The organism is Kitasatospora sp. NPDC094028, from assembly GCF_049543595.1.
Classification (GTDB): Bacteria; Actinomycetota; Actinomycetes; order Streptomycetales; family Streptomycetaceae; genus Kitasatospora.
Genome location: NZ_JBMVFA010000010.1, coordinates 113,891 through 136,319, shown reverse-complemented (window position 1 = coordinate 136,319; position 22,429 = coordinate 113,891). Strand labels below are relative to the sequence as shown.

At 73.2% G+C, this 22,429-nt stretch carries 12 protein-coding genes; 9 read left to right on the top strand and 3 right to left on the bottom strand.

Annotated elements, in window-relative coordinates; genetic code table 11:
• Nucleotides 1-12 precede the first annotated feature (12 nt).
• Nucleotides 13-1,443, bottom strand: a complete 1,431-nt coding sequence (locus tag ACPC54_RS17660; protein ID WP_498965853.1) for a family 2B encapsulin nanocompartment shell protein — start codon at nucleotides 1,441-1,443, stop codon at nucleotides 13-15.
• 238 nt (nucleotides 1,444-1,681) lie between these two features.
• On the opposite strand from ACPC54_RS17660, the gene ACPC54_RS17655 reads away from it, so the two are divergent.
• Both ACPC54_RS17655 and ACPC54_RS17650 read left to right on the top strand, forming a co-directional pair.
• The gene (locus ACPC54_RS17655; protein WP_498965715.1) at nucleotides 1,682-3,511 is read left to right on the top strand and encodes an ABC transporter ATP-binding protein; all 1,830 of its coding nucleotides are present in this window, start codon (nucleotides 1,682-1,684) and stop codon (nucleotides 3,509-3,511) included.
• Nucleotides 3,508-5,391 (top strand): ABC transporter ATP-binding protein, encoded by a 1,884-nt coding sequence (locus ACPC54_RS17650; protein WP_498965714.1) that lies wholly within the window; start codon nucleotides 3,508-3,510, stop codon nucleotides 5,389-5,391. Before ACPC54_RS17655 ends, ACPC54_RS17650 begins: the two co-directional genes overlap by 4 nt.
• A gap of 72 nt (nucleotides 5,392-5,463) precedes the next feature.
• Here the strand turns inward: ACPC54_RS17650 and ACPC54_RS17645 are convergent, their stop codons facing one another.
• A complete protein-coding gene (locus ACPC54_RS17645) occupies nucleotides 5,464-6,369 on the bottom strand; it encodes a hypothetical protein (protein WP_498965713.1) in 906 nt (301 codons plus the stop codon).
• Between the two features lie 102 nt (nucleotides 6,370-6,471).
• Nucleotides 6,472-9,138, bottom strand: a complete 2,667-nt coding sequence (glgP, locus tag ACPC54_RS17640; RefSeq protein ID WP_498965712.1) for an alpha-glucan family phosphorylase — start codon at nucleotides 9,136-9,138, stop codon at nucleotides 6,472-6,474.
• 1,074 nt (nucleotides 9,139-10,212) lie between these two features.
• On the opposite strand from glgP, the gene ACPC54_RS17635 reads away from it, so the two are divergent.
• The 7 genes from ACPC54_RS17635 (at nucleotide 10,213) to ACPC54_RS17605 (ending at nucleotide 22,417) form a co-directional block, all read left to right on the top strand.
• Nucleotides 10,213-12,168 (top strand): alpha-1,4-glucan--maltose-1-phosphate maltosyltransferase, encoded by a 1,956-nt coding sequence (locus ACPC54_RS17635; RefSeq protein WP_498965851.1) that lies wholly within the window; start codon nucleotides 10,213-10,215, stop codon nucleotides 12,166-12,168.
• Nucleotides 12,165-13,889 carry a maltose alpha-D-glucosyltransferase gene (gene treS / locus ACPC54_RS17630; protein ID WP_498965711.1) on the top strand — a complete coding sequence of 575 codons (1,725 nt, stop codon included), beginning with the start codon at nucleotides 12,165-12,167 and terminating at the stop codon, nucleotides 13,887-13,889. Before ACPC54_RS17635 ends, treS begins: the two co-directional genes overlap by 4 nt.
• 260 nt (nucleotides 13,890-14,149) lie before the next feature.
• Entirely contained in the window at nucleotides 14,150-15,622 is a 1,473-nt protein-coding gene (locus ACPC54_RS17625) for a maltokinase N-terminal cap-like domain-containing protein (RefSeq protein ID WP_498965710.1), read from the top strand.
• Nucleotides 15,623-15,693: 71 nt separating this feature from the next.
• On the top strand, nucleotides 15,694-18,120 hold the full coding sequence (glgB, locus tag ACPC54_RS17620) for a 1,4-alpha-glucan branching enzyme (protein WP_498965709.1): 2,427 nt from the start codon (nucleotides 15,694-15,696) through the stop codon (nucleotides 18,118-18,120).
• 126 nt (nucleotides 18,121-18,246) lie between these two features.
• Nucleotides 18,247-18,915, top strand: a complete 669-nt coding sequence (locus tag ACPC54_RS17615; RefSeq protein ID WP_498965708.1) for a hypothetical protein — start codon at nucleotides 18,247-18,249, stop codon at nucleotides 18,913-18,915.
• A gap of 152 nt (nucleotides 18,916-19,067) precedes the next feature.
• Nucleotides 19,068-21,197 (top strand): phosphate acetyltransferase, encoded by a 2,130-nt coding sequence (gene pta, locus ACPC54_RS17610; protein ID WP_498965707.1) that lies wholly within the window; start codon nucleotides 19,068-19,070, stop codon nucleotides 21,195-21,197.
• Complete coding sequence (locus ACPC54_RS17605) at nucleotides 21,194-22,417, top strand: acetate kinase (protein WP_498965706.1); 1,224 nt, start codon at nucleotides 21,194-21,196, stop codon at nucleotides 22,415-22,417. The genes pta and ACPC54_RS17605 overlap by 4 nt, the downstream gene beginning before the upstream one ends.
• Nucleotides 22,418-22,429 lie beyond the last annotated feature (12 nt).

The window sequence follows — 22,429 nt, the reverse complement described above, 5'->3', positions numbered from 1 at the left end:
GAGAATCACAGGTCAGTTGCGGGCGTGCCCGACCTCGACGTTCTCCAGCACGCCGATCGCGTCCGGCACCAGCACCGCCACCGAGTAGTAGGCGCTCACCAGGTAGGAGGCGATCGCCTTCTCGTCGATGCCCATGAACCGGACGTTCAGCGAGGGCTCGACCTCGTCCGGGATGCCGATCTGGTTGAGGCCCACCACACCCTGGTTGTCCTCGCCGACGCGCATCGCGAGGAACGAGGTGGTCTGGTTGTCCGCCACCGGGATCTTGTTGCACGGGAAGATCGGCACCCCGCGCCAGGTCGGCCGCTGCTTGCCGAGCACCTCGGCGGTGCCGGGGTAGACGCCGAGCCGGTTGCACTCCCGCTCGAAGGCGGCGATCGCGCGCGGGTGGGCGAACAGGAAGTCGGTGTCGCGGCGCATCGCGAGCAGGTCGTCCAGGTCGTCCGGCGTGGGCGCGCCGGAGTGGGTCTGGATCCGCTGGTCGAAGTCGGTGTTGCCGAGCAGCCCGAACTCCGGGTTGTTGATCAGCTCGTGCTCCTGGCGCTCGCGCAGCGCCTCGATGGTCAGCCGCAGCTGGTGCTCGGTCTGGTTCATCGGGTGGTTGTAGAGGTCGGCGACGCGGGTGTGCACCTTGAGCACGGTCTGCGCGACGCTCAGCTCGTACTCGCGCGGCTTCAACTCGTAGTCCACGAAGGCGCCGGGGAGCTCGTACTCGCCCTCGTGGCCGGCCGACAGGTCGATCTCCGCCTCGCCGTGCGCGTTCTGCGCCTGCGCGGCGTCGGCGGCGAAGCCCAGCAGGTGCTCGCGCAACTCCGTGGAGCGGTCGGTGAGCTCCTGGAACTGCGACCACTGCAGCGCCATCGCGACGCCCGCCGTCGCCGCCCGCACCGTGTACGGCCAGTTGCCGGAGGCCTCGGTCAGCCCCTCGTCGCCGATGTGGTCGCCATCGGCCAGGGTGCCGACCACCGTCTCCTCACCGTACTTGCCGGTACCCAGACGCTCGACCTTGCCGTGCGCGATCAGGAACACCTCGGCGATCGGCTCGCCCTCGCGCACCAGCACGTCGCCCGGGGCGAAGTCCCGCTGCACGAACCGGCGGGCCAGCTCCTCCAGCACCGCCTCGTCCTCGAAACCGCGCAGCGCGGGCACCTCGGTCAGCGAGGGGGCGATCACGGTCACCGTGGAGCCGGTCTTCGCGAAGCCCACCCGGCCGCGCCCGGTGGCGTAGCTGAGCCGCCGGTTGACCCGGTAGGTGCCCGCATCGACCTGCACCCAGGGCAGCATCTTGAGCAGCCAGCGGGAGGTGATCTCCTGCATCTGCGGCGCCGACTTGGTCGTCGTCGCCAGGTTCCGCGCCGCCGCCGTGCTGAGGCTCAGCTGCGCCCGTACCTGTACCAGTGCCGCCGCGCCGCCGCTGGGGCCGGACTCGGTGTCGACCGTCATGTCCTTCATCTCCCGTCACTCTGTTCCCGATCTCGGGCATCCGTCAGGAGATGTAATCGGCCGATGCGGCGGCGCCCGCAAGAGGCGCACGACGCGCTCCTCCCTGCACGAACGGACGCGCACGCCCCTTCGCCCACCCCCGCACCGCCCGTACGCGTGGCCGGTTCTCGCCGGACGACACCGTCAGGGGTGAAAAACCGGATGAGATATGACGCGGACCCGGCCTACCCTCACCGCGATGGCCGAGAACCGACACGACGACGACACCACCGGGAGCGGGCGCCGCTCCGCGGTCCGCTCACTGCTGCGCCTGTGGCCCTACGCGCGGGTCGTCCGCGGCCGGCTGGCCGTCTCGGCCACCACCGCCACCACCGCCATGCTCACCACCCTCGCCGTCCCGGTGGTGCTCGGCCGGATCGTCGACGGCCCGGTCGCCGACCACGACCTCGGCGCGCTGTGGCCGCTGATCGGCCTGCTGCTCGCCCTCGGCCTGGTCGAGGCCGGACTGTTCTACACCCGCCGGGTGGTCCTGGCCCGCCCGCTGGCCGGGCTGGAGTCGTCCATGCGCGGCGACCTGTTCGCCAAGCTGCAGCGGCTGCCGGTCGCCTTCCACGACCGCTGGGGCTCCGGCCAGCTGCTCTCCCGGGCCACCGCCGACCTGTACACGATCCGGCTGTTCCTGGCCTTCGCGCTGATCTTCCTGATCGTCAACTCGGCCACCTTCCTGGCCGGCGCGGTGATGATGTTCACCCAGGACTGGCGGCTCGCCCTGATCTTCCTGGCGCCCGCCGCCCCGCTGCTCCTGCTCACCCGGCGCTTCGAGGGCGGCTACTCGGCCACCGCCCGCCGCGCCCAGGACCAGAACGGCGACCTCGCCACCGTGGTCGAGGAGTCCGTGCTCGGCATCCGCATCCTCAAGGCCTTCGGCCGGCACCGCGCGATGGCCGAGCGCTTCCGCGAGCAGTCCCACCGGCTGCGCCGCACCGAGCTGCGCAAGGCCCACCTGCTGGCCAACCTGTGGGCCGTCATCGTCGGCCTGCCGGAGGTCGCCCTCGCCTGCGCCCTCGCGGTCGGCGCCTACCTGGTCGCCCACGACGAGCTGAGCACCGGCACCCTGGTCGCCTTCCTGTCCACCGCGCTCGCGCTGCGCTGGCCGGTCGAGTCGCTGGGCTGGCTGCTCGCCTACGCCAACGAGGCCGCCACCGCCACCGACCGCTTCTACGAGGTGATGGACGCCCCCGAGGCCGAGGACGCGGGCACCGCCCACGACCTGCCCGCCGCGGACGGCCCGGGCGCCGGCGCCGCGCCGGACGGCATCCGCCTCACCGGCGTCCGGTTCCGCTACCCCGACGCCCCCGAGGGCAGCCCCGACCTGCTGGCCGGCATCGACCTGCACATCCGCAGCGGCGAGACGATGGCCCTGGTCGGCGCCACCGGCAGCGGCAAGACCACCCTCACCGCGCTGCTCCCCCGGCTGTACGAGGCCACCGCCGGCACCATCACCCTGGACGGCCGGGACATCCGCGAACTGCCCCGGCAGCGGCTGCGCGAGCTGGTCTCCGTCGCCTTCGAGGAGCCCACCCTGTTCTCCGCGTCCGTCCGGGAGAACGTCCTGATGGGCGCCCCCGGGGCGAGCGAGGCGCAGCTGCGCTCGGCCCTCGCCACCGCCCAGGCCGGCTTCGTCGAGAAGCTCCCCGCCGGGGCCGGGACGGAGGTCGGCGAGCAGGGCCTGAGCCTGTCCGGCGGCCAGCGCCAGCGGCTCGCGCTGGCCCGCGCCGTGGTCGGCGACCCGCCCTTCCTGGTGCTGGACGACCCGCTCTCCGCGCTGGACGTGCACACCGAGGCGCTGGTCGAACGGGCACTGCGCGAGGTGCTGGGCTCCACCACCGCCCTGGTGGTCGCCCACCGCCCCAGCACGGTGCTGCTGGCCGACCGGGTCGCGGTGCTCGCGGACGGCCGGATCGAGGCGGTCGGCACCCACCAGGAACTGCTGCGCGACTGTCCGCACTACCGCGAACTGATGTCGGGCCAGAGCGCCCCCACCCCCGAGGGGAGCACCGCCCGATGACCACCACCGTCGAACCCTCCCAGGCCGGGCCGGGCGAGCCCGCCCGGCCGGCCGAGGCGGTCGAGTCCGCCGGGGCCGTCGAGGAGGAGCTGCCGCCGCCCCCGGCGGACGAGGAGGACATCCCCGTCCCGCCCGGCGCTCCCGGGGCCCTGCTGCGCTCGCTGCTCGCCCCGCACCGGGCCCGGATCGCCGTCGCGATGGCGGTGATCCTGATCCAGCAGGCGGCGCTGCAGGCCGGCCCGCTGCTGGTCGCCGTGGCGATCGACCGGGGCATCCCGGCGCTGCGCGCGCACGACTCCGGCCCGCTGATCGCGGTGGTGGCCGGCTACCTGTTCTGCGCGCTGCTCAGCCCGGTGCTGCAGTGGGTGTTCATCAAGATCAGCGCCCGGGTGAACCAGGACGTCCTGCTGGACCTGCGCGGCCGGATCTTCCGGCACGCCCAGCGGCTCAGCCTGGACTTCCACGAGCGCTACACCTCCGGCCGGATCATCTCCCGCGCCACCAGCGACATCGACGCGCTGCGCGAGCTGCTGTCCGAGGGCCTCCAGGAGCTGCTGACGGTCTTCCTGTCGGTCTGCTACATCTCGGTGCTGCTGCTGGTGCTGGACTGGCGGCTCGGCCTGGTGTCGCTGGCCTCCGTCCTGCCGCTGGCGCTGATCGCCCGCTCGTTCCGCACCCGCTCGCGCCGGGTCTACCGCCGCTCCCGCACCACCGCGGCCTCGCTGATCGTGCGCTTCACCGAGACCATGAACGGCATCCGCCCGGTGCAGGCGTTCCGCCGCGAGCGGGCCAACGACGCCGCCTTCGCCCAGGTCAACCGGAGCTCGGCGACGGCGGCGGCGGACGGCCTGCTGGAGATCGCCCGCTACGTCGGCCTCTCCCGCGCCACCGCCAACCTGTGGATCACCGGCGTGACGCTGCTCGGCGCGTACCTGGTGGTCGGCGGCACCCTGGAGCTCGGCGTGCTGACCGCCTTCACGCTCTACCTGCGCCGGCTGTACGACCCGGTCGACCAGCTGGCGATGTTCCTGAACAGCTACCAGTCGGCGGCCGCCGCCCTGGAGAAGATCGCCGGCCTGCTCGCCCACGAGCCGACCGTCGCCGAGCCGGCCGAGCCGGCGGAACTGCCCGCCCAGTCCCGGAAGGGGCGCGAAGTCCGCTTCGAGCGGGCCCGGTTCGCCTACCGGACCGGCAAGGAGGTGCTGCCGCCCTTCGACCTGGTGATCCCGGCCGGGCAGACGGTCGCGGTGGTCGGTGCGACGGGCGCGGGCAAGTCGACGGTCGCCAAGCTGCTGGCCCGGTTCTACGACCCGACCGGCGGCCTGGTCCGGCTGGACGGCGTGGACCTGCGCGAGCTCGCCACGCCCGAACTGCGGCGCGGCGTGGTGATGGTGACCCAGGAGTCGTTCCTGTTCTCCGGCACCGTCGCCGAGAACATCGCGATCGGCCGCCCCGCCGCGAGCCGCGAGGAGGTCGAGCAGGCCGCCCGGGACATCGGCGCGTACGAGTTCATCGCCGCGCTGCCGGACGGCTTCGACACCGACGTGCGCAAGCGCGGCGGCCGGATCTCCGCCGGGCAGCGCCAGCTGGTCGCCTTCGCCCGCGCCCTGCTGGCCGACCCTGCGGTGCTGATCCTGGACGAGGCGACCAGCTCGCTGGACGTCCCCGGCGAGCAGGCCGTCCAGCGGGCGATGCGCACCGTGCTGGCCGGCCGGACGGCGGTGATCATCGCGCACCGGCTCTCCACCGTGGAGATCGCCGACCGCGTCCTGGTGATGGACCAGGGCCGGATCGTCGAGGACGGCACCCCGCGGGAACTGGTCGACGGCGCCGGCCGCTTCGCCGTCCTGCACCGCGCCTGGCGGGACAGTCTCGTCTGACGCGGCCATGGATGAGCCCGGCCGGGTGCGCCGTCACGTACCCGGCCGGGCCTTCACCTTTCCCGGGGCCGGTCAGTCCACGGTCACCACGAAGCCGGTGTGCCAGTCGGACACCGGCCCGCAGTCCTCCTCGGGCGAGGGGATCACGTCCAGCGTCCCGCCGGGGAGGATCTGCCCGGCGACGGTGTCCGGGTCGATCTCCACGGACGCCTCGATGAAGATCGCGTCCTGGTAGCGCGGCCCGCTCTGGAAGCGGCAGGTCAGCGTCCTCGGCCCGGCGGCCGTGCAGCCGTACGGAATCGTGCCGGTCAGCGCGGTGTGCTCGGGCGCGGTGATCATCACGTCGATCGGGTGGCGCGAGTAGGACGGCCCGGCGTTGTAGACCCACAGCGGCAGATTGACGGTCGACCCGGGCTTGCCGGTGAGGTCGCCCGGCTGCGGGACGGGGTGCCCGGCCTGCCAGGCGGAGGAGGCGCCGACCATCATGTGCGCCTTGGTGTCGGCGGTGGTGAAGCTGTACGGCGTGGTGTGGCCGGACCGGTCCGGGTCACCCGGGTAGAAGGCCTGGACGTCGCCGTCGATGGTGGTGAACGGCAGGGTGATCGGCGCGACGTGCAGCACCAGCTTCTCCGTCGCGGCGGCCCCCGGCGGCAGGCCCGCCGGGACGGTGTAGGAGCTGCCGGTGCCGAAGTAGTCGAGCGCGACGGGCGGGTCGGCGGACCGGATCACCCCGGGCGGCGGGAAGTGCACGACCACCAGGGTGGCGTCGGTGGTGGTCGACGGGCCGTTGTTGACGATCCGCACGTCCAGCGTGCCGCTCTCGCCGGGGACGACCGGGTCCGGCGGGCACACCAGCTCGATCGAGATCCGCGCCTCGGCGGGCGGCGCGGCCAGGGAGTGCGCGGCGGCCTGCGCCGGCGCCGCGAGGAGGACTACGGAGAGCGCGGCGAGGGCGATCGCGCGCAGGGTTCGCATCATGCTGCCCACGCTCCCGCCGCCCGACACGCCGGGCAACCGGACGGGTGCCGTCCGTAGTACCCGCGCGGAGTACGACGGCCGGCACCCGTCCGGTGGAGAAGGTCAGCGCAGCAGCCCGGCGTCCATCCCGGCCGACTCGGCGGGCAGGGCGACCAGCCCCAGCTCGGCCGGCGAGGCCAGCCGGGGGTGCGCGGGCAGCACCCGGACGGTGTAACCGAACGGGCCGGTCCGGGCCAGCTCCAGCGAGCCCTCGTAGCGGGTCCGCCCGTCCAGGTCGGGCCCGCCGACCGGCTTGAGGGCGAGCACGGCGGCGTCCGAGATGCCGTCCGCCTCGTCCACCCGGCCGGAGACGGCCTGCACCTCGACGTCGCCCGGCTCCAGCGCCCCGAGCGCGACCTGCACCCGCAGCTCCAGCGCGCTGCCCAGCTCCTGGGCCTCGCCCGGGCCCTGCGCCTCGACGTGCTCGACCAGCACGGCCGGCCAGGCCGCGCGGACCTTGGCCTTCCAGGCCGCCAGCTCCCGCGCGCCCCGGTAGTGGTCCCCGGCGAGCTCCCGCTGGGCCAGGGCCGCCGGGGCGTACAGCCGGTCCACGTACTCGCGGACCATCCGGCCGGCCAGCACCTTGGGCCCGAGGGTGACCAGGGTGTGCCGGACCATGGCGATCCAGCGGTGCGGCAGCCCGTCACCGGCCCGGTCGTAGAACCGGGCGGCGACCTGCTCCTCGATCAGGTCGTAGAGCGCGGCGGCCTCGATGTCGTCGCGCCGCTCGGCCTCGCCGCTGTCCGGGTCGAGCCCCCCGGCGCTCTCGTCGGCGGTGGGGATCGCCCAGCCGTTCTGGCCGTCGTACCACTCGTCCCACCAGCCGTCCAGGACGGACAGGTTGAGGCAGCCGTTCAGCGCGGCCTTCATCCCGGAGGTGCCGCAGGCCTCCAGCGGGCGCAGCGGGTTGTTCAGCCAGACGTCGCAGCCCGGGTAGAGGTGCCGGGCCATGTCCATGTCGTAGTCCGGCAGGAAGACGATCCGGTGCCGCACGGCCGGGTCGTCGGCGAAGGCGACCATCTGCTGGATCAGCCGCTTGCCGCCGTCGTCGGCCGGGTGGGCCTTCCCGGCGACCACGATCTGCACCGGCCGGGTGGGGTGCAGCAGCAGGCCGCGCAGCCGGTCCGGGTCGCGCAGCATCAGGGTGAGCCGCTTGTAGGAGGGCACCCGGCGGGCGAAGCCGATGGTGAGCACGTCCGGGTCGAGCACCGAGGAGACCCAGCCGAGTTCGGCCTCGCCGGCGCCGCGCTGGCGCCAGGAGGCGCGCAGCCGCTGCCGGGCCTCGTCGACCAGCTGGGCGCGCAGGCTGCGGCGCAGGTCCCAGACCTCGGTGTTGCCGATCCGCTCCAGGCCGGTCCAGCGCTGGGTCTCGCCGGTGGTCATCGCCTCCTCGGCGCGGTCGGCGCCGATCTCGGCGGCGCCGAGCCGGACGACGGCCGGGTCGATCCAGGTCGCGGCGTGCACGCCGTTGGTGACGGAGGTGATCGGCACCTCGGCGGCGTCGAAGCCGGGCCACAGGCCGTTGAACATGGCGCGGCTGACCTCGCCGTGCAGGGTGGAGACCCCGTTGGCGCGCTGGGCGAGCCGCAGGCCCATGGCGGCCATGTTGAACAGCTTCGGGTCCCCGCCGGGCCAGGTCTCGGCGCCGAGCGCGAGCACCTGCTCGGCCGGGACGCCGGGCAGGGCGGCGTCGCCGCCGAAGTGCCGGGCGACCAGGTCGCGGTCGAAGCGGTCGATGCCGGCCGGGACGGGCGTGTGGGTGGTGAACAGGGTGCCGGCCCGGACGGACTCCAGGGCGGCGGCGAAATCGAGCTCGGCAGTCTGGTCGGCGACGAGTTCGCGGATCCGCTCGATGCCGAGGAAGCCGGCGTGGCCCTCGTTGGTGTGGAAGACCTCGGGGGCGGGGTGCCCGGTGAGCCGGCAGTAGGCGCGCACGGCCCGGACGCCGCCGATGCCGAGCAGCATCTCCTGGAGCAGCCGGTGCTCGCTGCCGCCGCCGTACAGCCGGTCGGTGACGTCCCGTTCGGCGGGCGAGTTGGCCTCGATGTCGGAGTCGAGCAGCAGCAGCGGGACGCGGCCGACCTGGGCCTTCCAGATCCGGGCGACCAGGGTGCGGCCGCCGGGCAGCGCGAGGTCGACCCGGCAGGGCGTGCCGTCCGGCTCGCGGAGCAGGCTGACGGCCAGCTCGTCCGGGTCGAGCAGCGGGTAGCGCTCCTGCTGCCAGCCGTCCCGGTTCAGGGACTGCCGGAAGTAGCCGTGGCGGTAGAACAGGCCGACGCCGATGAGCGGGACGCCGAGGTCGCTGGCCGCCTTGAGGTGGTCGCCGGCCAGGATGCCGAGCCCGCCGGAGTACTGCGGCAGCGCGGCGGCGATGCCGTACTCGGGGGAGAAGTAGGCGATCGCGGCGGGCGGCGGGGTCGGTCCGTCGTCGGACCGGGACTGGTACCAGCGCGGGCCGGTCAGGTACTCCTGCAGGTCGTCGGCCAGGTCGCCGAGTCTGCGCAGGAACCGCCGGTCGGCGGCGAGCGCGGCGAGCCGGGCGGCCGGGACCTCCCCGAGCAGCCGCACCGGGTCCTCGCCGGTCGCGGCCCAGACCTCCGGGTCCACGGACCGGAACAGGTCCCTGGTCTCGGGGTGCCAGGACCAGCGCAGATTGAGGGCCAGCTCGTGCAGCGGCTGGAGTTGTTCGGGCAGGACGGTGCGGACGGTGAATCTGCGGATTGCCTTCACGGCGTGAAGCGTAGCCCCGACGGCCGTCATGGCAGTGCGTCAAGTGGGCTATTGGGCATCCGTTCGGCCTATTGATGAGATCGCATTCGGCGCATCGATCCGTACGGGGGGCGCACGAGGCGCACATTTCGGGGAGGCGCGCTACCAATGCGTGAACTCTTCGGTACGGATCCATTTCCGATGGTGCGTCCGCCCGGGCCGATGCCCGAAACTCCTGTCGTACTGCTGCAAAAACCTTGTCCCCGGTGCGAGGATGACCGAAGGTCGTTGATGCCGTGGGGAGTGCGGCGACGGGTGGCGTCCCCCTCAGGCAGCACGTCCGGAACCCTTTTCGTGCCGGTCGTTCCCCTTCTTCCTTAGCCCATTCGGCGTTCGCCGCGCACCGGTGCGTGTCCTCGTGCCCGGACCGCTCGTTCACGGGTGGACCGGGTCGCCCAGGGGCGCGTCACCGGACGACGTGCGCCGGGACGCGCGCGGCTCCGGGGCCTCCCGCCACCGGCTCGGCGGGCACCGGGCAGGTTGTTGGGGACAGCGGCACGGACAGGTCTCCGGTCGCACGTCCTCCCCCACCCAGCAGTCCTCCCGGCACTCCTCCCTGCCCGGCCCCGGGCGGCGGGGGTTGCCGCCGATCTCGGGCAGGAGCTTGGCATGCACGGCGACACGCGGGACCAGTCCACACCGGTGGCCGACGATCTCGACGCAGCGGTCGCGACATCCGCCGGACGGAAGGATCCTGACCCTCGAACGGATCCGGCGATGCCGGCGCCCCGGGCCGCCGGGGCGGTCCGGACCGAACCGGCCGAGGCGGCCCCGCGACCCGGGGCCGAGCCGGGCCGGGCGGCGTCCCCGCGCCGGCGCACCACCACCACGCGCCGCACCGCCGCGACGGCCGCCGGGGCCGACGCCGCCACCGGGGCGGCACCCGCCGGGAAGACCCCCGCGAAGACTCCGGCCGCGAAGACCCGTGCCGCGAGGACCTCCACCGCGGGGACCGCGCCCGCCGCCCCCTCCGCACCCGCCCGCAAGGCGCCGGCCCGCAAGCCCGCCGCCCGCAAGACGACAGAGAGCGACACCGTGATCGGCCGCATCCCCGTCCTGGACGTCAGCCCTCTCGTCGACTCCGGCCGCCGCCCGGCCAAGGCCGTCGTCGGCGAGACCTTCCTGGTCACCGCGACCGTCTTCCGCGAAGGGCACGACGCCGTCAACGCCAACGTGGTGCTGCGCGACCCGCGCGGCCGCAGCGGCCCGTGGACGCCGATGCGCGAACTGGCGGAGGGCACCGACCGCTGGGGCGCGTACGTCACCCCGACCGCGCCCGGCCGCTGGTCGTACGCCGTCGAGGCGTGGAGCGACCCGGTCGCCACCTGGCGCAAGGCCGCGGCGATCAAGCTGCCCGCCGGGATCGACACCGCGCTGGTGCTGGAGGAGGGCGCCCGGCTGCTGGAGCGGGCCGCCGCCGGGGTGCCGAAGAAGGAGGGCCGGGCGCACGTGCTGGCCGCCGCCGACGCGCTGCGCGACCCGGGCCTGCCGCCGCTGTCCCGGCTGGCCGCCGCGCTCGCCCCCGAGGTGCTGGAGCTGCTGGCCCGTCACCCGCTGCGCGAGCTGCTCAGCGCCTCCCGTCCGCTGCCGCTGCAGGTGGACCGCGAGCGTGCGCTGTTCGGCTCCTGGTACGAGTTCTTCCCGCGCTCCGAGGGCGCCGTGGTGGATCCGAGCGGGGTGGAGCCGCCGCGCTCGGGCACCCTGCGCACCGCCGCCGAGCGGCTGCCGGCCGTCGCCGCGATGGGCTTCGACGTGGTCTACCTGCCGCCGGTGCACCCGATCGGGCGGGCCTACCGCAAGGGCCCGGACAACACCCTGACGGCCGGTCCGCACGACGTCGGCTCGCCCTGGGCGATCGGCTCCCCCGAGGGCGGCCACGACGCGATCCACCCGGACCTCGGCACCATCGAGGACTTCGACCACTTCGTCGCCGAGGCGCAGGCGCTGCACCTGGAGGTGGCGCTCGACTTCGCCCTCCAGTGCTCCCCGGACCACCCGTGGGTGAACAAGCATCCGGAATGGTTCAGCCACCGCGCGGACGGCACCATCGCGTACGCCGAGAACCCGCCGAAGAAGTACCAGGACATTTATCCGATCAACTTCGACCAGGACATGGACGGAATCGTCAAGGAAACGCTCCGAATCCTTCGGTTCTGGATGGCCCACGGCGTCCGGATCTTCCGGGTCGACAACCCGCACACCAAGCCGGTGCTGTTCTGGGAGAAGGTGCTCGCCGACATCGCCCGCACCGACCCCGATGTGGTGTTCCTGGCCGAGGCCTTCACCCGCCCCGCGATGGTCCACACGCTCGGGAAGATCGGATTCCACCAGTCGTACACGTACTTCACCTGGCGCACCAGCAAGAACGAACTCACCGAGTACCTCACCGAACTCACCGGTGACGCGGCCGCCTACATGCGCCCCAACTTCTTCGCCAACACCCCCGACATCCTGCACGCCTTCCTCCAGCACGGCGGCCGGGCCGCCTTCGCGATCCGCGCCGTCCTCGCCGCCACCCTCTCCCCCAGCTACGGCGTCTACGCCGGCTACGAGCTGTGCGAGAACGAGCCGGCCCACCCGGGCTCCGAGGAGTACCTGCACTCGGAGAAGTACGAGCTGCGCCCGCGCGACTGGAACCGCACCGACACCCTGGCCCCGCTGCTGACCGTGCTGAACCGGCTGCGCCGCCGCCACCCCGCCCTCCGGCAGCTGCGCGACCTGCGCTTCCACCCCACCGACAACGACCAGGTGATCGCCTACTCCAAGACCGCGACCACCGAGGACGGACTCACCGACCAGGTCGTCACCGTGGTGAACCTCGACCCGCACCACGTGCAGGAGGCCACCGTCACCCTCGACACCGACGGGCCCTTCCCGGTGCAGGACGAGCTGACCGGCGCCGCCTACACCTGGGGCCGGCACAACTACGTCCGGCTCGATCCCTCAGCCGAGCCGGCTCACCTCCTCACGGTTCGGAGGAACCCAGCGTGACTGTGAACGAGCCCGTCCCCGACACCTTCCCCGAGACCTCGAAGAAGAACCTGGACCCGGAGTGGTTCAAGCGTGCGGTCTTCTACGAGGTGCTGGTGCGGTCCTTCCAGGACAGCAACGGCGACGGGATCGGGGACCTCAAGGGGCTCACGGCCAAGCTCGACTACCTGCAGTGGCTCGGCGTCGACTGCCTCTGGCTCCCGCCCTTCTTCGCCTCACCCCTGCGCGACGGCGGGTACGACGTGTCCGACTACAAGTCGGTGCTGCCCGAGTTCGGCGACCTCGCCGACTTCATGGAGTTCGTCGACGCCGCCCACGCCCGCGGCATGCGCGTCATCATCGACTTCGTCATGAACCACACCAGCGACCAGCACCCGTGGTTCCAGGCCTCCCGCTCCGACCCGGACGGGCCCTACGGCGACTTCTACATGTGGGCCGACGACGACAAGCAGTACCCCGACGCCCGGATCATCTTCGTCGACACCGAGACCTCCAACTGGACCTACGACCCCGTCCGCAAGCAGTACTACTGGCACCGGTTCTTCTCGCACCAACCGGACCTCAACTACGACAACCCCCGCGTCCAGGACGAGATGATCGCCGGGCTCCGCTTCTGGCTCGACCTCGGCATCGACGGGTTCCGGCTGGACGCGGTGCCGTACCTGTTCGCCCGCGAGGGCACCAACTGCGAGAACCTGCCGGAGACCCACGAGTTCCTGCGGCGGGTCCGCAAGGAGATCGACGCCGACTACCCCGACACCGTCCTGCTCGCCGAGGCCAACCAGTGGCCGGAGGACGTCGTCGACTACTTCGGCGACTTCGCGGCCGGCGGCGACGAGTGCCACATGGCGTTCCACTTCCCGGTGATGCCGCGGATCTTCATGGCGGTGCGGCGCGAGTCCCGCTACCCCGTCTCGGAGATCCTGGCCAAGACCCCGCAGATCCCCGGCGGGTGCCAGTGGGGCATCTTCCTGCGCAACCACGACGAGCTGACCCTGGAGATGGTCACCGACGAGGAGCGCGACTACATGTACGCGGAGTACGCCAAGGACCCGCGGATGCGCGCCAACGTGGGCATCCGGCGCCGGCTCGCCCCGCTGCTGGAGAACGACCGCAACCAGATCGAGCTGTTCACCGCCCTCCTCCTCTCCCTGCCCGGCTCGCCGGTGCTCTACTACGGGGACGAGATCGGCATGGGCGACAACATCTGGCTCGGCGACCGGGACGGCGTGCGCACGCCGATGCAGTGGACCCCGGACCGCAACGCGGGTTTCTCCTTCGCCGACCCGGGCAGGCTCAGTCTGCCGCCCATCATGGACCCGGTGTACGGCTATCAGGTGACCAACGTCGAGGCGCAGCAGAGCAGTTCGAGTTCACTGCTGCACTGGACGCGTCGCATGATCGAGATCCGCAAGCTCAACCCGGCGTTCGGCCTCGGCAGCTACACCGAACTGCCGTCCAGCAATCCGGCCGTGCTGGCCTTCGTGCGCGAGCACGAGGGCGACCTGGTCATGTGCGTGAACAACTTCTCGCGGTTCGCGCAGCCGACCGAACTCGACCTGCGGCAGTACGGCGGGCGCTACCCGGTGGAGCTGATCGGCGGGGTGCGCTTCCCGTCGATCGGCGAGTGGCCCTACCTGCTCACCCTCGCCGGACACGGCTTCTACTGGTTCCAGCTCCGGCAACCCCCGCGCCTGAGCGGCAGCAGGCGCTCGAAGTAACGATCCACCGCACCTGACTGCGGACCGGACGGCACCACCAGACCCTCCGGGGGCGCGAGTTGAACCCCGCACCCCCGGAGTTCGCCGCACCACCACGTGCGGCACCGCGTACGGAGAACAGCCCAACGGCCACCCACACGAAGGCGTGACACCCGAGCCGCACTCGCGTGCCGCGACCTCCGCGCCGTCGAAATCCGGAAGACTGACGGACCCGGCCACGACCCGTCGGGCCGTCCGCGTGCTTCCGGGGAAAGGGAGTCATGTCCGAAACCTCCCGCTCGCGAGCCCATGTGCAGCACGACCCGCCGGCCGGCGCGCGCGGCGCCGGGGCCCGGAGAGCCGCCCTGGGGGTCAGCGAACTCGTCCAGGCGGCGCTGCCGCTGATCGCCGAGTGGCTCCCCACCCAGCGCTGGTACGCCGGGAAGGGCCGGCCGATCACCGGCCTCACCCCCGTGGTCGGCACCCCGCTGCAGGTCGGCGACCCGGCCCTGCTGCACCTGCTGCTGCGGGTCGACCACGCCACCACGGCCGGCCTCCCCCACGGCGACATCTACCAGCTGCTGCTCGGCATCCGCTCCGGCGGCCCGGCCGGCATCGAGCCCAGCGCCGTCCTCGGCCGGCTCAGCCAGGGCCCGTACGACGGCGCCGCCCTCTACGACGCGGTGCACGACCCCGACCTCACCGGGCGGCTGCTCGAACACCTCGCCACCGGCGACCGGTTCGGCTCCCTCGCCTTCCGCCGCACCCCCGGCTCCGGACTGCCCACCAACCTGCCCGGGCGGGCCTCCACCGCCGAGCAGTCCAACAGCTCCGTCATCTACGGCACCTCGTACATCCTCAAACTGTTCCGCCGCATCCACCCCGGCACCAACCCGGACCTCGAACTCTCCCTGGCCCTCTCCCGGGCCGGCTCCACCCGCATCCCCCGGGTCGCCGCCTGGTTCGAGAGCCGGATGGAACGCGCCGAACCCGCCACCCTCGGCCTCCTCCAGCGCTACCTGCCCGACGCCGAGGACGGCTGGGAACTCGCCCTCGACCAGGTCGGCCGGCTCAAGGGCGACCCCTCCCCCGGCAACTTCGCCATCGAGGCGCACCGGCTCGGCCGGGCCACCGCCGAGGTGCACCGGGTGCTCGCCCGTTCCATGCCCGTCGCCCGGCTCGACCGCGCCCAGACCCGGATGCTCGCCACCGCCATGGCCGACCGGCTGGACAGCGCCGTCGCCGCCGTCCCCGGCCTGCTGCGCTTCCGCGCCGCGCTCCGCAGCGCCTTCCAGCAGCTCGCCGACGCCCACCCGGACGGCCTGCCCGTCCAGCGCATCCACGGCGACCTGCACCTCGGGCAGGCCATGCGCACCCCGCACGGCTGGGTGCTGCTCGACTTCGAGGGCGAGCCCGCCAAGTCCGTCAACGAGCGCCGCGAGCCGCAGCCCGCGCTGCGCGACGTCGCCGCGATGCTGCGCTCCTTCGACTACGCGGCGGCCCACCTCCTCGCCGGCGGCCCGGTCGACCCCGAGCTGGCCCACCTCGCCGCCGCCTGGGCCCAGCGCAACCGCACCGCGTTCTGCGCCGGCTACACGGCCGGCGGCGGCGCCGACCCGGCCGCCTCGCCGGAGCTGATGCGGGCACTGGAGATCGACAAGGCGGTCTACGAGGTGGTGTACGAGGCCCGGCACCGGCCCAGCTGGCTGCCGATCCCGCTGGCCGCGATCAACCGGCTCGCCCTCACCGTCTGATCCCGCCCGCCCCACGCCTGTCCCGCACCGCCCGCAGGAGTTCGCCCACCCCGCCGCAGGAGGACCACGCCGTGACGCCGCCCGACCCGACCGGCCGCCCCACCCGACCCGTACCGGCCACCTTCCTGGCCGGGCCGGACACTCCCGGAGCCGCCCGTCCCGGGCCCACGCCCACGGCGCCCGCCCGGGCCGACCGGGCCGACCGGGCCGACCGGGCCGGGCTGCCGCAGGACCCGCCGGTCACGCCGGTCACGCCGGTCACGCCGGCGGGGGTCGCCGCGCCTGCCGCCGGGCACGCCAACCCGCTGCGGCTGCCCGAGGCGCCGCTGCCGCCCGCCGAGGTCGACCGGCTGGTCGGCGGGCAGCACCACGACCCACACGGGCTGCTCGGCGCGCACCCGGTGCACGGCGGCACCGCGATCCGGGTGCTGCGCCCGCTCGCCGAGCGGGTGGTCGTCGAGACCGCCCAGGGCCCGGCCGAACTCACCCACCAGCAGGGCGGGTTGTTCACCGGCCTGCTGGCCGGCGGCGAACGCCCCGACTACACCCTGCTGGTGACGTACCCCGGCGGCGAGCCGCTGCGCCAGCAGGACGGCTACCGCACCCCGCCCACCCTCGGCGAGCTCGACCTGCACCTGATCTCCGAGGGCCGGCACGAGCAGCTGTGGCAGGCGCTCGGCTCGCACGTGCGGACCGTCGACGGCGTCGCCGGCACCGCCTTCGCCGTCTGGGCGCCGAACGCGGTCGGGGTCCGGCTGATCGGCGACTTCAACCACTGGGACGGCACCGGGCACCCGATGCGCTCGCTCGGCTCCTCCGGGGTGTGGGAGCTGTTCGTCCCCGGCCTCGCCGAGGGCGCCACGTACAAGTACGAGATCCACACCCGGCAGGGCTGGGTGCTCGACAAGGCCGACCCGCTCGCCCGGGCCGCGCAGTGCCCGCCCGGCACCGCCTCGGTGGTCACCTCCTCGAACCACGTCTGGACGGACGGCGAGTGGATGGCCCGCCGGGCCCGGACCGCGCACCACCGCGCGCCCATGTCGGTGTACGAGCTGCACCTCGCCTCGTGGCGGCCCGAACTCACCACCTACCGCGCCATTGCCGAGGAACTACCGGGCTATCTCCAGGAGTTGGGCTTCACCCACGTCGAGTTCATGCCGGTGATGGAGCACCCCTTCGGCGGCTCCTGGGGCTACCAGGTCTCCGGCTACTACGCCCCCACCGCCCGGCTCGGCAGCCCCGACGACTTCCGCCACCTGGTCGACACCCTGCACCGGCACGGCATCGGCGTGATCGTCGACTGGGTGCCCGCGCACTTCCCCAAGGACGCCTTCGCGCTCGCCCGCTTCGACGGCGAGCCGCTGTACGAGCCCGCCGACCCGCTGCGCGCCGAGCACCCGGACTGGGGGACGCTGGAGTTCGACTACGGCCGCACCGAGGTGCGCAACTTCCTCGTCGCCAACGCCGTGTACTGGTGCGAGGAGTTCCACGTCGACGGCCTGCGGGTGGACGCCGTCGCCTCGATGCTCTACCTCGACTACTCCCGCGAGGGCGGCGCCTGGACGCCCAACCAGTACGGCGGCCGGGAGAACCTCGACGCCGCCGCCTTCCTGCAGGAGATGAACGCCACCGTCTACCGGCGCTGCCCCGGCGCGGTCACCATCGCCGAGGAGTCCACCGCCTGGGACGGCGTCACCCGGCCCACCGACGCGGGCGGCCTCGGCTTCGGGCTGAAGTGGAACATGGGCTGGATGCACGACTCGCTGGTCTACATGTCCAAGGAGCCCGTGCACCGCAAGTACCACCACAACGAGATCACCTTCTCGATGGTGTACGCCTACTCCGAGAACTACGTCCTGCCGATCTCGCACGACGAGGTGGTGCACGGCAAGCAGGCCCTGGTCTCCAAGATGCCCGGCGACTGGTGGCAGCAGCGCGCCAACCACCGCGCCTACCTCGGCTTCATGTGGGCCCACCCGGGCAAGCAACTCCTGTTCATGGGGCAGGAGTTCGCCCAGGGCGCGGAGTGGGACCACGAACAGGGCCCGCAGTGGTGGGTGCTCGACGAGCAGTGGCCGGCGCACCGGGACCACCAGGGCGTGCGCCGCCTCGTCCGCGACCTCAACCGCCGCTACCTCGACACCCCGGCCCTCTGGGAGCTCGACACCACCCCGGACGGCTTCCGCTGGCTGGACGGCGGCGCCGCCGAGGACAACCTGCTCTCCTTCGTCCGGCACGCCGCGGACGGCTCCCCGCTCGTCGCGGTCTGCAACTTCTCCCCCGTGGTCCGCCACGGCCACCGCGTCGGCCTGCCCGCCCTGGACGGCCGCGACCAGCTCTGGGAGGAGGTGCTGAACACCGACGCCGAGGCCTACGGCGGCAGCGGCATCGGCAACTCCCACCCCGTCAAGGCCGATCCGGTCGGCTGGGACGGCCAGCCCCGCTCCGCCGAGCTCGTCCTCCCGCCGCTCGCCACCCTCTGGCTCCGCCCGGCCTGAACCCCCGGGAACCCCTAGGCTCCGCCCGGCCCGAACCCCCGGGAACCCCTAGGCTCCGCCCGGCCCGAACCTCTAAGCTCCCCGCCTGGGACTGATCGTCAGCAGGCGGGGGGCTTGCTCGTGTGGGTGTGGTTACTGGGATCGATCTACCTGCTGGTGCCGTTCGCCTGCTGGGCCGCCATGGTCCGCACCCGGGCGGTCGGGGTCGCGGTCTTCGCCGTCCTGGCGGCGCTGGCCGCCTTCCTCGTCGGCCTGGAGCGCGAGTGGTTCTACCTCCGCGCCACGGCCGAGGTGGAGTCCGGCTATCCGTTCGCGGCGGCCCTGGTGATCCTGGCGGGCGCGCTGGCGGAGCGGCGGCTGCGCGGCCCGCGGTCGAAGGGCCGGGCCGTCGAGCCCGAGGGCGGGGCCGTCGTCGCGCTCTGCGTCCACGCCCTGGCCGGGGCCGCCATCGTCGTCCTCTACCAGGCCACCGCCTACGACTCCTTCTTCCCGAGCCTCGCCGAGGTGCCGCTGCCGCCCGGGCTGACCATCGAGCACGCCACCGGCACCGCGGGGGGCTGCGGCTCGAACTACTGCTCCCGCACCCTCACGATCGGCAGCGACACCGGCCTGCCGGCGGACGAGGTGGAGGCCCGGATGCGCGCCGCGCTCGCCGCCGACGGCTGGACCCCCGGCCGCAACGGCGCCCTCGTGCACCCGCACGGCTGGCTGGTGGACGGGCGGGTGTCGGAGGTCTTCGTCACGGGCAGGACGGTGGAGCTGTCCGGTTCGGAGCTCACCAACGCCGAGCGCTGACCCGGGCCCGACCGGCGGGCCTTCGGGCCGCCCGGGGGCATGACCTTCGCCCCTGTTCCTCCTTGCCGCCCTCTGCATGCGGACGGGCGTTCACGGTACGAAGGTATGGTCGATATGACCACTTTCCGAGACGACGGGACGGAGACACCCGGGTGGCGCGCAGCGTGTACGTGACCGGAATCGACCGGGGGGACGGCCGCCAGGCGGTCGAGCTCGGGGTCATGGAACTGCTCACCCGGCAGGTGGACCGGGTCGGGGTGTTCCGGCCGCTGGTGCACGCGAACGCACCCGGCGAACCCGGGTCGGACCACGTGGTCGAGCTGCTGCGCGGGCGGTACCGGATCGACCTGCCCGGCCCGGAGCTGTACGGGCTGACCTACGAGGAGGCGGCCGCGCTGCAGGCCGCGCAGGGCCAGGACGAGCTGGTCTCCGTCCTGGTGGACCGCTTCCGCGCGCTGGAACGCCGCTGCCAGGCCGTGCTGGTGCTCGGCACCGACTTCGCGGACACCACCATCCCGGACGAACTGGCCTTCAACGCCCGCCTGGCGAACGAGTTCGGCGCCGCGGTGCTGCCGGTGGTCGGCGGGCAGGGCAAGGAGGCGGAGGCGGTGATCGCCGAGGTCCGCAACGCCCACCGGGCGTACACCGACCTCGGCTGCGAGACCCTGGCGATGATCGCCAACCGGGTCGCCCCGAGCACCAAGCAGCGCATCCAGCGCACCCTCACCGAGAAGCTGCCGATCCCCGCCTACGTGATCCCGGAGGAGCCGGCCCTGGCCGCGCCCACCGTCGCGCAGCTGGTCGAGGCGACCGGCGCCGAGGTCCTGCTCGGCGACGCCGCCGGCCTGGCCCGGGACGTCCGCGGCTTCGTCTTCGGCGGCGCCATGCTGCCCACCTTCCTGGACGCGCTGACCGAGGGCGCCCTGGTCGTCACCCCCGGGGACCGCGCCGACCTGGTGGTCGGCTCGCTGGCCGCGCACGCCGCCGGCGCCCCGCCGATCGCCGGCGTGCTGCTGACCCTCGGCCAGCACCCCGGCCCGAACGTGATGGCGCTCGCCGCCCGGCTCGCCCCCGGCACCCCGGTCGCCGTCGTCCCGGAGGGCAGCTGGCCCACCGCCGCCACCCTGACCCACCTGGAGGGCAAGCTCACCGCGGCCAGCCCCCGGAAGGCCGAGATCGCCCTCGGCCTGTTCGAACTGCACGTCGACACCGCCGAGTTGACGAACCGGATCGAGGTCGGCCGGTCCGAGCGGGTCACCCCGATGATGTTCGAGCACGAGCTGCTGGAGCGCGCCCGCGGCAACCGCCGGCACGTCGTCCTGCCGGAGGGCACCGAGGAGCGGGTGCTGCGCGCCGCCGAGATCCTGCTGCGCCGCAACATCTGCGACCTCACCCTGCTCGGCGAGGTCGACGCGGTGCGCCGCAAGGCCGCGGGCCTCGGCATCGACCTGCCGCAGGAGGAGCCGGGCGCCGACCGCGCGCAGGCCCGGATCGTCGACCCGACCACCAGCCCGCTGCGCCGCCAGTTCGCCGAGCTGTACGCGCGGCTGCGCGCCCACAAGGGGATGACCGTCGAGCTGGCCCTGGACGTGGTCACCGACGTCTCCTACTTCGGCACCCTGATGGTGCAGGAGGGCATCGCGGACGGCATGGTGTCCGGCGCGGTGCACTCCACCGCCGCGACCATCCGGCCGGCCTTCGAGGTGATCAAGACCTCGCCGGGCGCCTCGATCGTCTCGTCCGTCTTCTTCATGTGCCTGGCCGACAAGGTGCTGGTGTACGGCGACTGCGCGGTCAACCCGGACCCGGACGCCCAGCAGCTGGCCGACATCGCCATCCAGGCCGCCGCCACCGCCGCCCAGTTCGGGGTGGAGCCGCGGGTCGCGATGCTGTCCTACTCGACCGGCACCTCCGGTTCGGGCGCGGACGTGGACAAGGTCCGCAAGGCGACCGAGCTGGTCCGCGAGCTGCGCCCGGACATCCTGGTCGAGGGCCCGATCCAGTACGACGCGGCGGTGGACCCGTACGTCGCGGCGACCAAGCTGCCGGGCTCGGAGGTGGCCGGGCGGGCCACCGTGCTGATCTTCCCGGACCTCAACACCGGCAACAACACATACAAGGCCGTCCAGCGCTCGGCCGGCGCAGTGGCGGTCGGCCCGGTGCTGCAGGGGCTGCGCAAGCCCGTCAACGACCTGTCGCGCGGCGCGCTGGTGCAGGACATCGTCAACACGGTCGCGATCACCGCGATCCAGTCGCAGGACCACAAGGAGCCGCAGGCATGAGCAACGGTACGCGCGTCCTGGTGCTCAACGCCGGCTCCTCGTCGGTGAAGTACCAGCTGATCGACATGCTGGACGGCGCCCGGCTCGCCTCCGGTCTGGTCGAGCGGATCGGCGAGCCCGGCGGCCGGCTGGTGCACACCCCGCGCGCGGGGGGCAAGCGCGAACTGGTGCAGCTCTTCCCGGACCACTCGGCCGCGCTGAAGTCCGTCGCCGAGGAGCTGGCCGCGGACGGCCTCGGCCTGGACTCCCCCGAGCTGGCCGCGATCGGCCACCGGGTGGTGCACGGCGGCAAGCGGTTCACCGAGCCGACGGTGATCACCGACGAGGTGCTCACCGAGATCCGCCGGCTGATCCCGGTCGCGCCGCTGCACAACCCGGCGAACATCATCGGCATCGAGGTGGCCCGCGCGCTGCGGCCCAACCTGCCGCAGGTGGCCGTGTTCGACACCGCCTTCCACGCCTCGATGCCCGAGTACTCCGCGCGGTACGCGATCGACAGGGCCGTCGCCGACGAGCACCGGGTGCGCCGCTACGGCTTCCACGGCACCTCGCACCAGTACGTCTCGCGGGCCACCGCCCGGCTGCTCGGCAAGGACCCGGCCGAGGTGAACGTGATCGTGCTGCACCTGGGCAACGGCGCCTCCGCGTCGGCGGTCAGCGGCGGCCGCTGCGTGGACACCTCGATGGGCCTGACTCCGCTGGAAGGCCTGGTGATGGGCACTCGTTCGGGTGACATCGACGCGGGCGTGGTGTTCCACCTGCACCGGGTCGGCGGGCTGTCCGTGGACGAGATCGACGACCTGCTGAACCGCCGCAGCGGCCTGCGCGGCCTGTGCGGGGACAACGACATGCGCGAGATCATGCGCCGCGCCGACGAGGGGGACGCGGACGCCCGGCTCGCCTTCGACGCGTACGTCCACCGGCTGCGCAAGTACATCGGCGGCTACTACGCGGTGCTCGGCCGGGTGGACGCGATCGCGTTCACCGCGGGGGTCGGGGAGAATGCGGCGCCGGTGCGCGCGGCGGCGACCGCGGGGCTGGACGAACTGGGCATCGCCGTGGACCCCGAGTTGAACTCGGTGCGCTCGGCGGAGCCGCGGATCATCTCGCCCGGGTACGCCCGGGTGGCGGTCGCCGTGGTGCCCACGGACGAGGAGCTGGAGATCGCCCGCCAGTCCTTCGCCCTGGTCCACCGGGAGAGCGCACTGCCCGAGGAGTGAGACTCCCCTGTC

What these genes read in the sequence shown, in the direction of transcription:
- ACPC54_RS17645 (WP_498965713.1), bottom strand. Translation starts at nt 6,369, where the DNA reads ATGATGCGAACCCTGCGCGCGATCGCCCTCGCCGCGCTCTCCGTAGTC.
- ACPC54_RS17605 (WP_498965706.1), top strand. Translation starts at nt 21,194, where the DNA reads ATGAGCAACGGTACGCGCGTCCTGGTGCTCAACGCCGGCTCCTCGTCG.
- ACPC54_RS17655 (WP_498965715.1), top strand. Translation starts at nt 1,682, where the DNA reads ATGGCCGAGAACCGACACGACGACGACACCACCGGGAGCGGGCGCCGC.
- ACPC54_RS17650 (WP_498965714.1), top strand. Translation starts at nt 3,508, where the DNA reads ATGACCACCACCGTCGAACCCTCCCAGGCCGGGCCGGGCGAGCCCGCC.
- ACPC54_RS17625 (WP_498965710.1), top strand. Translation starts at nt 14,150, where the DNA reads ATGTCCGAAACCTCCCGCTCGCGAGCCCATGTGCAGCACGACCCGCCG.
- ACPC54_RS17660 (WP_498965853.1), bottom strand. Translation starts at nt 1,443, where the DNA reads ATGACGGTCGACACCGAGTCCGGCCCCAGCGGCGGCGCGGCGGCACTG.